14 protein-coding genes are annotated in these 12,236 nt (G+C 36.0%); all 14 read left to right on the plus strand.

What is annotated here, in order from left to right:
- Position 1: 1 nt before the first annotated feature.
- The 14 genes from CWR48_RS07250 (at position 2) to rseP (ending at position 12,220) form a co-directional block, all read left to right on the plus strand.
- Complete coding sequence (locus CWR48_RS07250; protein ID WP_115772577.1) at positions 2 to 1,060, plus strand: protein-glutamate methylesterase/protein-glutamine glutaminase; 1,059 nt, start codon at positions 2 to 4, stop codon at positions 1,058 to 1,060.
- Positions 1,061 to 1,080: 20 nt separating this feature from the next.
- Positions 1,081 to 1,527 (plus strand): chemotaxis protein CheW, encoded by a 447-nt coding sequence (locus tag CWR48_RS07255; protein WP_115772578.1) that lies wholly within the window; start codon positions 1,081 to 1,083, stop codon positions 1,525 to 1,527.
- A gap of 4 nt (positions 1,528 to 1,531) precedes the next feature.
- Positions 1,532 to 2,167: a chemotaxis protein CheC gene (locus CWR48_RS07260; protein ID WP_115772713.1), complete on the plus strand. Its 636-nt coding sequence runs from the start codon at positions 1,532 to 1,534 to the stop codon at positions 2,165 to 2,167.
- Complete coding sequence (locus tag CWR48_RS07265; RefSeq protein ID WP_115772579.1) at positions 2,164 to 2,664, plus strand: chemotaxis protein CheD; 501 nt, start codon at positions 2,164 to 2,166, stop codon at positions 2,662 to 2,664. The genes CWR48_RS07260 and CWR48_RS07265 overlap by 4 nt, the downstream gene beginning before the upstream one ends.
- Before the next feature lie 107 nt (positions 2,665 to 2,771).
- Positions 2,772 to 3,551, plus strand: coding sequence for a FliA/WhiG family RNA polymerase sigma factor (locus CWR48_RS07270; protein ID WP_115772580.1), 780 nt, complete (start codon positions 2,772 to 2,774; stop codon positions 3,549 to 3,551).
- A 30-nt stretch (positions 3,552 to 3,581) separates the two neighbouring features.
- On the plus strand, positions 3,582 to 4,958 hold the full coding sequence (locus CWR48_RS07275; protein ID WP_115772581.1) for a flagellar assembly protein A: 1,377 nt from the start codon (positions 3,582 to 3,584) through the stop codon (positions 4,956 to 4,958).
- A gap of 58 nt (positions 4,959 to 5,016) precedes the next feature.
- Positions 5,017 to 5,493, plus strand: a complete 477-nt coding sequence (locus CWR48_RS07280) for a DUF6115 domain-containing protein (RefSeq protein WP_115772582.1) — start codon at positions 5,017 to 5,019, stop codon at positions 5,491 to 5,493.
- A gap of 180 nt (positions 5,494 to 5,673) precedes the next feature.
- On the plus strand, positions 5,674 to 6,423 hold the full coding sequence (rpsB, locus tag CWR48_RS07285; protein ID WP_115772583.1) for a 30S ribosomal protein S2: 750 nt from the start codon (positions 5,674 to 5,676) through the stop codon (positions 6,421 to 6,423).
- Between the two features lie 143 nt (positions 6,424 to 6,566).
- Positions 6,567 to 7,454, plus strand: a complete 888-nt coding sequence (tsf, locus tag CWR48_RS07290) for a translation elongation factor Ts (protein ID WP_115772584.1) — start codon at positions 6,567 to 6,569, stop codon at positions 7,452 to 7,454.
- A 127-nt stretch (positions 7,455 to 7,581) separates the two neighbouring features.
- On the plus strand, positions 7,582 to 8,304 hold the full coding sequence (pyrH, locus tag CWR48_RS07295; RefSeq protein ID WP_115772585.1) for a UMP kinase: 723 nt from the start codon (positions 7,582 to 7,584) through the stop codon (positions 8,302 to 8,304).
- 2 nt (positions 8,305 to 8,306) lie between these two features.
- Entirely contained in the window at positions 8,307 to 8,864 is a 558-nt protein-coding gene (gene frr / locus CWR48_RS07300) for a ribosome recycling factor (protein ID WP_115772586.1), read from the plus strand.
- A gap of 412 nt (positions 8,865 to 9,276) precedes the next feature.
- Positions 9,277 to 10,041, plus strand: a complete 765-nt coding sequence (locus CWR48_RS07305) for an undecaprenyl pyrophosphate synthase (protein ID WP_115772587.1) — start codon at positions 9,277 to 9,279, stop codon at positions 10,039 to 10,041.
- 15 nt (positions 10,042 to 10,056) lie between these two features.
- Positions 10,057 to 10,848, plus strand: a complete 792-nt coding sequence (locus CWR48_RS07310) for a phosphatidate cytidylyltransferase (RefSeq protein ID WP_115772588.1) — start codon at positions 10,057 to 10,059, stop codon at positions 10,846 to 10,848.
- A 97-nt stretch (positions 10,849 to 10,945) separates the two neighbouring features.
- Positions 10,946 to 12,220: an RIP metalloprotease RseP gene (gene rseP / locus CWR48_RS07315; RefSeq protein ID WP_115772589.1), complete on the plus strand. Its 1,275-nt coding sequence runs from the start codon at positions 10,946 to 10,948 to the stop codon at positions 12,218 to 12,220.
- The last annotated feature ends 16 nt before the right edge of the window (positions 12,221 to 12,236 follow it).

Below are 12,236 nucleotides of genomic sequence, written 5' to 3' on the forward strand. Positions count from 1 at the left end.
AATGACACAATCGATTCGAGTTATCGTGATTGATGATTCCGCATTTATGAGAAAAGTTATTACGGATATTTTATCTAGTGATCCACGTATCGAGGTAGTTTCGACCGCTCGAAATGGTGAGGATGGGTTAAAAAAAATCGAGATATTTAAACCTGATGTTGTGACAATGGATATTCATATGCCTGTTATGGACGGTATAACGGCATTGCAACTGATTATGAGTACGAACCCATTGCCAGTTGTTATGCTTTCCAGCGTCTCCGAAGATGGAGTATCAAGTACGATCCAAGCAATCTCTAATGGTGCAGTAGATTTCATTATGAAACCGTCTGGACCGATTTCGTTGAATCTGACAACGATTAAAGAAGAAATTATCCACACTGTTATCACAGCTTCACAGGTGGACCTAAATAAATCGAAACAAATAAAGAAGTTTGATACAAAAACTACGAGAAAATCAGTGAAGCAAATTTTTGATCAGACGATCGTAGCAATTGGAACATCTACAGGCGGACCGAGGGCGTTACAACAAGTACTGACAGACCTTCCTAGCGACTTCTCGCCACCGATATTAATTGTCCAGCATATGCCTGCCGGATTTACGAGGTCACTGGCTAATCGCTTAAATACATTGACAAAAATAGAAGTAAAGGAAGCCGTTGATGGGGAAATTATCAAAAATAAGACGGCATATATCGCACCAGGGGATTTTCATATGAAGGTAATGCAAGTAGGACAGGAATATAAGATAAAATTAACTGATGAAGCCTTAAGAAATGGGCATCGTCCGGCAGTAGATGTACTATTTGAATCAGTTGCATTGTTGACAAGAACGAATAAAATTGCCGTCGTCCTAACAGGAATGGGGAATGATGGAACAGCAGGAGTCAAACGTTTAAATGAAATGGATCCACAGACTGTTGTCCTTTCAGAGGCAAAGGAAACCGCAATTGTTTTTGGAATGCCAAAAGCGGCTGCCGAAACAGCTTTAGTTGATCATGTTGTCCCATTACATCATGTTGGAGAAATGCTAGTAAAATTAGTGAGGGATTTAAAGTAAGCTACAGGGGGGAATTCATAATGGAGAATAATGTTACAAAAGATGGAAAAGTAATTGTATTTCAATTAAAAAATGAAGAATTTGCAATAGCTGTCGATAAAGTTGGCGCAATCGAGAAGATGCAAACTATTACAAGGGTCCCACAAACACCACAATTTGTTAAAGGTGTAATTAACCTTCGTGGTGTTGTGACGCCAATAATCGATTTACGTTTACGTTTCGGAATGGAAGAGATGGAAGTAACGGAATCCACTCGTATTATTATCGTCACATCTCGTGACATGGAAGTTGGATTAATTGTTGATGCGGCAAATGATATTATTGATATTCCAGAAGAAATGATTGAACAGCCGCCAGCGGCAATTGGTGCAATTGATGTTGATTATATAAATGGAGTAACCAAATTCAATGATCGCCTTGTTGTCTTGCTTGATTTACAAAAAGTTTTACAGATAGTTGAGCATTGATGATATGGAATATATAGAATTAACAGGGACGCAAAAAGACGTCTTACGTGAAATTGGAAATATCGGTGCAGGAAATGCAGCAACATCAATGGCAAAGCTGACGAATAAGAAAATAAATATGCAAGTACCATCTGTAAATATTCTGGATTTCGATCACATGATGGAAATGATTGGCGGTCCAGAAGAATTAATTGTCGCGCTACTGTTTCAAATTAGCGGAGAAGTACCTGGAAATGTATATTTTATCTTAAAAGTTGAAGAAGCAGAAATGCTTGTAAAAAACTTTACGAATAATCACGAGCTTTCATTAACGGATGATAATAAAGTCGATGAGTTTACCATATCTGCCTTGCAAGAAATTGGCAATATTGTAACAGGCTCATATCTATCAGCATTATCTGATTTTACGAATATCAATATGCAACCTTCCGTACCACACTTAAGCATTGATATGGCTGGCGCGATTTTAACAATGGGAATAATTGAAATATCCCAAGTATCTGATTATGTCATTATTATTGATACGCAGATTCAAAGTAGTGATCTTGAGGGCGGCATTCACAGTAATTTCTTTTTCGTACCAGATCCAGAGGCATTACCAACATTATTTACCGCATTAGGGATAAGTGAGCAGTTATGATACATTCAAATCAAACAGTTATTAAGGTTGGTATTGCAGATTTGAAGTTTGTTACAGCGCCAGATGCGATTCGTACTTTAGGACTCGGTTCCTGTGTAGGTGTCGTTGTTTATGATGAAGTGAAGAAGCTTGCTGGATTATCCCATGTTCTACTACCCGATTCGACTCATACAAGGCAATCAAATTTGAATGAATTGAAATATGCAGATACCGCTATTCCAATTTTAGTCGATGAATTAGTAAAAAGTGGCGCAAATAAGAATCGATTAAAAGCAAAAATTGCAGGTGGAGCGCAAATGTTTCAGTTTACTTCTAGTTCTGATACGATGCGGATTGGTGAACGGAATATTGATGCTGTTAAAGAGAAGTTAAAGGAATATGAAATTCCAATTGTATCATCGGATGTAGGAGGAAATTCGGGTAGGACAATAGAATTCAATCCAAGCACTAGTGAATTGAAAATTCGAAAAGTACGTAGTGATGAATACACGATATAATCATGTATAAGAAGCAGTAGGAAAATATGCTCTATTTGCTTAATAATTAGTTGGATGCTTATTCTAAAAGAGGTTGTTCAAAAAGGGCGAAGGAGGAGCAATATATAATGACAACTAATGATACTCCTATCGAACAAGAGCATTGGAATAATTGGATAATGTATCGCAGTAATGATGCTGCTAATGAACTAATCATACATTATATGTACTTGGTAAACTTTCATGTAGAGAGAATTGCTAGTAATGTACCGAAAAGCGTGAGTAGGGATGATATTAAGAGTCTTGGTTTGCTCGGATTGTATGATGCGTTAAAAAAGTTTGATCCAAGTCGTGATTTGAAATTCGATACATATGCCTCCTTTCGTATAAAAGGCTCGATTCTTGATGGCTTGAGAAAGATTGATTGGCTTCCAAGGTCCTTGAGAGAAAAGACGAAAAAGGTGGACCAGGCTACACTAGAACTTGAACAAGCCTTACAGAGACAGCCCAGTTCTCAGGAAATCGCTGATACACTGGGGATATCTTCCCAAGAAGTAGAATCAATCGTAAGTGATTCCCTCTATGCGAATGTTCTATCGATTGAAGAAAAGTCCAAAAATGGATCAGAAGGTTTGAAAGAAGGAATCGGATATTCAATCCCAGATGATGAAGCGATATTACCGGATACAATGCTTCTTCAAGGTGAATGGAAAGAAGAACTAGTTGCAGGGATTAAAGCATTAAATAAGAACGAACAAATGATTGTTAGCTTGTTTTATTTTGATGAATTAACTTTTACAGAAATTGGTCAGGTTTTAGATTTAACTACCTCAAGAATATCCCAAATCCACAAAAAGGCGATTTTCAAACTAAAAAACACGTTGACCAAGATACAAAATGTTTTATAGCTTATAAAGTTCTAAAGGGGTAAAGGGAATATGGATGAAATCGACAAATACTTTTATATTGTTATAGCCAAAGATCATTTATCTGCACAAATATATTGTACCGATTCTTACCATCATGATTTAGATCTAGATTTTAATGAAGAACAAATAATGGGATTCTTGCAAAAAAATAAAGTGAATTATGGGATTGATCACCAGGTGATTCGGCAGGTTTCAGCGACTATTGGGAAAGAAGCCTTTCCATTAGTAATTGCAAAAGGCTTACCAGCGATAAACGGGAAAGACGGAGAAATTACATATGAAACAAATTTTAGTACGGAAATTGTCCATGATTCAGAATGGGATTTTCGTGAGGTGATGCATATTCCATCTGTTGCAACTGGGCAGAAATTGGCTACTTTAATGAATCCAACTGTTGGACAAGAGGGGGTTACAGTGGAAGGTAATCGAATAAAGGCATTTCCTGGAAAACGGCTGATTATCAAAACAGGAAAAAATGTTGTTTATCGAGAGGAAGATCAATCTTTTTTTGCTGTAACAAATGGTCAATTAACGCGAGTAGGTAATTATATTCATGTACATCCAGTGTTTGAAGTGCATGAGTCGATTTCCATGAAGACGGGGAATTTAGACTTTATTGGTTCGATAATTATTCATGGGGATGTTCCAAATGGGTTTACAGTAAAAGCGGGGGGCGATATTAAAATATTCGGCATGGTTGAAGCGGCAACGGTTATTTCTGAAGGATCGATTTATATTTCTGAAGGATTTGTAGGTAATAATATCGGGCTTATTCAAGCAAAGGAAAATATTAAAGTTGGCTATATTAATCAAGGTGAGGTTTGTGCAGGAAAAGATCTATTTGTCGAAAATTCCATCTTACATAGCAATTGTCTAGCCAGAAATCAAGTTGTTTGTCAACAGGGCAATATTATTGGTGGCACGCTGTCAGCGGGAAAATCTGTTGATGTAAAGGACATTGGTAATCATTTAGGAACGAAAACAGAAGTTGTCTTTGGTATAGACAAGTCGATTCAGGATAGGAAGGACCAGTTATTCTCTGAAAAGGAGAAATTACAGGATGCACTAACTAAACTAGAGATATTAGGGAAGAGGTTAGAGGGACAAAGCAATTTACAAAGCCCTAGATCGCGTATTTCTTATCTAAGATACAGAAATACCGTGCATAAAGCGGAAACGCGATTAATCAAATTGGAAGAAGTGTTAGAACAGTTGGATGCACAAATCGGCAGTGAAAAAGAAGCATCATTACTTGTCAGAAATTTTATCCATTCCAATGTTATTGTTTCCTTTGGGAAGTATAAACAGATGATTCGAGAGAGTTATCATTATGTAGCAATTCATTTAATTAAGAATGAGATTGTCATTCATCCTTTATTTAATTAGTGAATCGATTTAATGTGCCTGTGTAGGTGCTAAGAGAATTAGCCATTTGGAGGAAATCATGCAATCATTATTACTTATTATTAGTTTCTTGCTACATATTGCTGCATTATATGCAATTTATCGTCTCTATCAACAGGTTCAATCATTTAAGAAAGAAGATACTACGGAAGTTATGGAATTATTTGAAACCTATTTACTAGAAATAAAGGAAGAAAATAATCGATTACAGGAAGAACTCAATTCAAGTTCATCATCCAATAACACTTCTTGGAAGTCACATGCTGTTTCAGAGGATAAAATGAATCATGATCCTGTTCCCCAAAAGGAAGTATCGCAAGAACCACAGGATACTATTGACACTCCCATTATTGATGAAAAAGTTCATGATGTAATGGAAACCTCCTTAGAGGCAAAAATACTACAGCTACACCATCAAGGAATGTCAATCATGGAAATAGCACAACAATTAAACCGCGGGAAAACAGAAGTAGAACTATTTATTAAAATGTATAAAAAAAATAAGGGAAATGCTTGATTACATCATGTTGATATGGTATAGTAACTTCTGGTGTAAATACTATGTTCAAATTATTGAATAGGTAAATAAAACACACGTTTGGTGATTTATGTGAAGGGTGCCATTGGATATTTTGGTCTTTACATGAAGATGATCTAAACGGAGGGAAACAAAAAAACCAAATAGGAGGAATTTATTATGGCAGCAATCTCGATGAAACAACTATTAGAAGCTGGCGTTCATTTCGGACATCAGACTCGTCGTTGGAATCCTAAGATGAAAAAATACATCTTCACGGAGCGTAACGGAATTTATATCATTGACCTACAAAAAACAGTTAAGAAGGTTGATGAAGCTTATAACTTTGTTAAGGAAATCGCATCAAATGGTGGTACAATCCTTTTCGTTGGTACTAAAAAACAAGCACAAGACTCAGTAAGAGACGAAGCAATTCGTTCTGGTATGTACTTTGTTAATCAACGTTGGTTAGGTGGTACACTTACAAACTTCCAAACAATCCGTAAACGTATCAATCGTCTAAAAGATATTGAACGTATGGAAGAAGATGGAACATTTGAAGTATTACCTAAAAAAGAAGTTGTAAATTTATTAAAAGAAAAAGATCGTTTAGTTAAATTCTTAGGTGGAATTAAAGAAATGACAAAGCTTCCAGATGCTTTGTTCATCGTTGACCCACGTAAAGAACGTATTGCGATCGCTGAAGCTCATAAATTAAACATTCCGATTATCGGAATTGTTGATACAAACTGTGATCCAGATGAAATCGATTATGTTATTCCAGCAAATGATGATGCTATTCGTGCTGTTAAACTTTTGACATCTAAAATGGCGGATGCTATTTTAGAAGTGAAACAAGAAGAAGAAGTTGAAGAGCTTCCTGAAGAAGTTGTAACTGAAGAAGTTATTGCAGAAGCAGAACAAGCATAATCAAGCTTTTAGGTGATAGGTAGGTTTCGTTACACGTATCTACCAAAAAAAAGGTTAAGGTGATAAGAGGAGAGGAACCTTTTATCACCTTTTTCAAAGAGTTTATTTAGAAGACATGAAGACATTAAAAGGAGGACAAGATCATGAATATTACTGCTAAAATGGTAAAAGAGTTACGTGAAAAGACTGGTGCGGGTATGATGGATTGTAAAAAAGCACTTCAACAAACAGAAGGTGACATCGACAAAGCAATTGACTACCTTCGTGAAAACGGAATTGCAAAAGCCTCTAAAAAAGCAGACCGAATTGCTGCTGAAGGTGCTGCATATGTTGAAGTAGATAATAATACTGCTGTACTTCTTGAAGTGAACTGTGAAACTGATTTTGTAACGAAAAACGATATGTTTAAAGATTTACTAGCAGAGTTAGGGAAACACTTAGTGAAAGAACAACCGGCAAACGTGGAAGAAGCATTACAACAAAAACTTCATGGTGAGGGTGAAACTGTAGAAACATTCATCAATGAAGCAGTAGCTAAGATCGGTGAAAAGATTTCTCTACGTCGTTTCGCAATCTTTAACAAAACAGATAATGATGCTTTTGGTGCTTACTTACATATGGGCGGAAACATCGGAGTTCTATCTGTACTTGAAGGAACAACAGACGAGCAATTAGCGAAAGATATCGCAATGCATGTTGCAGCTGTTAAGCCTAAATATGTTTCTCGTGATGCAGTTTCTGAAGAAGAAACAAATCATGAGCGTGAAATCTTAAAAGCACAAGCATTAAATGAAGGAAAACCCGAAAATATTGTTGAAAAAATGGTTGAAGGTCGTTTAAATAAATTCTTTGAAGAAATTTGCCTTCTAGATCAAAGCTTCATTAAAGATCCAGATCAAAAGGTTAAAAAATATGTAGCAGATAAAGGTGCTACAGTTAAGTCCTTTGTTCGTTATGAAGTTGGTGAAGGATTAGAAAAACGCGAAGAAAACTTTGCTGAAGAAGTAATGAGCCAAATCAACAAGCAATAAGTAATTTAAATATGGTTGTATTCTGAAATAGGGAACAAATTTTGTTCCCTATTTCAACATAACCCCATCAATTTTTGTGGGAGAGTTTAAATTACAAGGGAAAATATCAAGTTCTATGGAGGTAATTATGACAACAGCAAAGTACCGTAGAATTGTCTTGAAATTAAGTGGGGAAGCCTTAAGTGGTGATCAAGATTATGGCATAAACCCTAAGACGATTAAATCAATTGCAGAACAAGTGAAAGAAGTAGTAGAATTAGGTGTAGAAGTAGCCATCGTTGTTGGTGGAGGAAACATTTGGCGTGGGAAAGTCGGAAGTGAAATGGGAATGGACCGTGCCTCAGCAGATTATATGGGAATGCTGGCAACAGTAATGAACTCCCTTGCACTGCAAGATGGGCTGGAAAACGTCGGTGTTGAAACTCGAGTACAAACATCAATTGAAATGCGTCAGGTTGCTGAACCATACATAAGAAGAAGAGCAATCAGACATTTAGAGAAGAAACGTGTTGTTATTTTCGCTGCTGGTACAGGGAATCCATATTTCTCTACTGACACGACTGCAGCATTAAGAGCTGCTGAAATCGAAGCAGAAGTAATCTTAATGGCGAAGAATAATGTTGATGGCGTTTATACAGCGGATCCTAAAATAGATAAAGATGCAACAAAATACGAAAGTTTATCCTATATGGAAATGTTGAATGAAGGTCTAGGCGTTATGGATGCAACAGCTTCATCACTAAGTATGGATAATGATATCCCATTAATTGTATTTTCTATCACAGAAGAAGGAAATATTAAAAAAGTTGTCGAAGGTGAAACAATCGGGACAACAATAAGGGGGAAATAAATATGTCAGATGTAGTTATGAACGAATTGAAGGATAAAATGGAACAAGCTGTTCAAGCTTTTTCAAAGAGTTTAGCAACAGTAAGAGCAGGACGCGCTAATCCAAGTATTTTGGATGGTGTAAACGTGGATTATTACGGTGCTGCAACACCTTTAAATCAAATTGCTTCTATTTCAGCTGCGGAAGCAAGATTATTAGTAATCACACCATATGACAAAACTGCGATTAAAGATATTGAAAAAGCAATTCAAATCGCAGACCTTGGACTTACACCGTCAAATGATGGAAATGTTATTCGTATTAGTATTCCAGCACTTACGGAAGAAAGACGTAAAGATTTAGTTAAAGTTGTCGGTAAATATGCTGAAGAGTATCGTGTGCAGGTCAGAAATGTTCGTCGTGATGCTAATGAACAATTAAAAAAAGAAGAGAAGAATAGTGAAATCACAGAGGATGAATTAAGAAGCTCACAAGAAACAGTTCAAAAAGAAACTGATAATTTCATTGCGAAAATTGAACAGTTAGCAAAAGAAAAAGAACAAGAAATTATGGAAGTATAATATCAAGATCCTATGTAGGAAGTCTTGCTACAGCTTGAGTACTTGAGCTGGACATGTCCTAACTTGTTGCGAAATATAAAAGGTCATTCTAATATAAAAAGTGAATTCCACCTTTATTTATTCCTTGTTTAAGTGTAAAATAATATAAGAATAGCCCTCTTGTATAAGGGGGCTTTTGTATTTTTATCCTCTACTCGTTATAATAAAATGAATTGAATGTTATAATGGACAGGATGAACGGTGGAACGTTTACTTATAAGTGCAACTAAGGCTGAAACCCTAGTTTTTTCCCTTTTGAAGTCGCATTGATGGCACTGTAATATAAACTTTACGCGTACTATAATTCCTTATTCATTCATAATAATTATGTAAGAGGAAGACGTATTCAATCAACAAATGCGGAGGACAAACAATGGCGATGAAAATTCCATTTTTTAAAAGTAAACAAATCGAACAACAAGAACAAGGAGATGCCTTAGAAAATATTCCAAATCATGTCGCAATTATTATGGATGGAAATGGACGTTGGGCAGAGAAACGAGGATTACCTCGTATTGCTGGACATCAGGCAGGTGTAAAGACAGTGAATAACATTGTAAAAGCAGCTGTTGATGCAAATATACAAATTCTTACTCTATACGCTTTTTCAACCGAAAATTGGAATAGACCAAAATCAGAGATTGACTTTATTATGAAATTACCAAAGGAGTTTTTACATATATATCTTCCAGGACTAATTGATAATAATGTAAAAATTAACATGATTGGTGAAATTTCGGCGCTGCCGAAGCATACGCAAGAAGCAGTTCAATATGCGATTAATAAAACGAAAGATAATGATGGCCTACTTTTAAATTTTGCGCTTAACTATGGAAGTAGATCGGAAATTATGCGCGCGGTTAAGCAAATGATGACCGATATTGATTGTTCGAAACTATCGATTGATTCGATAGATGAGAAGGTCTTTTCAGAATACCTTTATACGCATAATTTGACAGATCCAGACTTATTAATTCGTACAAGTGGCGAACAACGTCTAAGTAATTTTTTATTATGGCAATTAGCTTACACAGAGTTTTGGTTTACAGATGTATTATGGCCTGATTTTACTAAAGAAGTATTTGGACAAGCGTTGGACGAATATCAACAACGCAAAAGACGCTATGGAGGTATATAAGGTGGGGAAAGACTTATGAAGCAAAGAACAATCACAGCAATATTGGCCCTAATTGTATTCGTACCCTTTGTTATCATCGGCGGGTGGCCATTTAAAATATTCGTTGCCACTTTGGCAACAATCAGTTTATTTGAGCTTGTTCGGATGAGAAAAAACAGTGGATATTGGATTAGTTTTATTTTAGCAGTACTACTGCTTTGGGTCATATTACTATATAACCAATCAGAAATCTTATCATTCCTCGTACTATCTGAACTGGAAATGATAACAATCATTATTTTACTATTATTATCCTACATTGTCTTAGTAAAAAATAAATTTACTTTTGACGATGCCGGCTTTACTCTACTAGCAACCTTTTATGTTGGATTAGGATTCTATTATCTAATGGAAACAAGGGATGGCGTGAATGGTCTAAGTAATATATTTTTTGCTTTCTTCATTATTTGGTCAACAGACACTGGCGCATACCTCTTCGGGCGCGCTTTTGGTAAACGAAAATTATGGCCAACAATTAGCCCAAATAAAACAGTCGAAGGTGCAATCGGTGGAATCTTGCTTGCATGTATTGTAGCGATTGTATTTCATCTCATACAACCATTTCCACATTCTTTACTTACTGTCATTGGCGTTACAATAGTTGCCTCTATTTTTGGACAAATTGGTGATCTTGTAGAATCTGCAATGAAACGAAATTATGGTGTAAAGGATTCAGGGAAAATCCTTCCTGGTCATGGTGGGATTTTAGACAGATTTGACAGTTTATTATTTGTCTTACCATTACTACATATTATCCAGTTTTTGTAAGTGACATGACTTTAGGCTTGTACAATTTAATATTATACGTTTAAATTTACTTATATCTAATTGCTTATCCAATTCCAATTAAAGGATGGTGCTACTTTTGACCACTATTATCGCGTTTATATTAATGTTTGGTTTATTAGTGTTTATTCACGAGTGGGGACACATGATTTTTGCAAAACGTGCTGGAATGCTTGTGCGTGAATTTGCAATTGGTTTTGGACCAAAAGTTTTGTCATTCACGAGAAATGAAACATTGTACACAATACGCTTAATTCCGGCTGGCGGATATGTTCGTGTAGCTGGTGAAGACCCTGAGATTATTGAACTAAAGCCTGGACACCATATTGGGCTAGAATTTAATCAAGCAGGTAAAGTTGATAAAATAATTGTAAATAATAAATCAAAACATCCGAATGCAAGAGTTATCGAGGTAGAGCGTGTAGACTTAGATCATCAGTTAATCATTGAAGGCTATGAAATTGATGAAGAGAGTGAGTTGCTCCGTTTCGATGTTGACGAAAAAGCATTTTTTATCATGGATGAAAAAGAAACACAAATAGCACCATATAATCGACAATTCGCATCAAAAACACCTGGACAGAGGGCAATGCAATTGTTTGCTGGTCCAATGATGAATTTCATACTTGCGATTGTTATCTTCATTATATTAGGTTTAATTCAAGGTGTACCAGTTGATGAAGCGCGTATGGGTAAAATTCTACCAAATACACCTGCAGAAGAAGCAGGGCTTCAACCAAATGATGAGGTTATCCAAATTGAAGAACAATCCATTTCAACCTGGGAAGAGTTTACAAGTGTTGTAAGAGATAACCCTGGTCAAGAAATTGATCTCATGATAGTAAGAGATGGACAAGAGGAAGCGATAACGCTTATTCCGAATGAGAAGGAATCAGTTGATCAGAAGGGCGAATCAATTACCATTGGGCAAATTGGTGTATATCAAGCAACCGAAAAGTCTGTATTAGGTACGTTAAAAAATGGATTTATCCAGACCTATGATATAACGAAATTAGTATTAACAAACTTAATGATGTTAATCACTGGACAGGTTTCCATTGACATGCTTTCAGGTCCTGTTGGAATTTATGATGCAACAGATCAAGTTGTTCAAACAGGATTTATGAATTTACTGTTATGGACAGCAATGTTAAGTGTTAATCTAGGAATTGTTAACCTAGTTCCTTTACCAGCACTTGATGGTGGGCGTTTACTGTTTGTTGCAATTGAAGCGATTCGCGGCAAACCAGTACCTCCAGAAAAAGAAGGGGTCTTTCATTTTGTAGGATTTGCATTACTAATGCTCTTAATGATTGTTGTAACATGGAATGATATCCAACGTCTATTCCTTTAGAAGAAATTAAACTTTG

Origin of the sequence: Oceanobacillus arenosus, assembly GCF_003369575.1 — a bacterium.
GTDB classification, from domain to species: Bacteria; Bacillota; Bacilli; order Bacillales; family Amphibacillaceae; genus Oceanobacillus; species Oceanobacillus arenosus.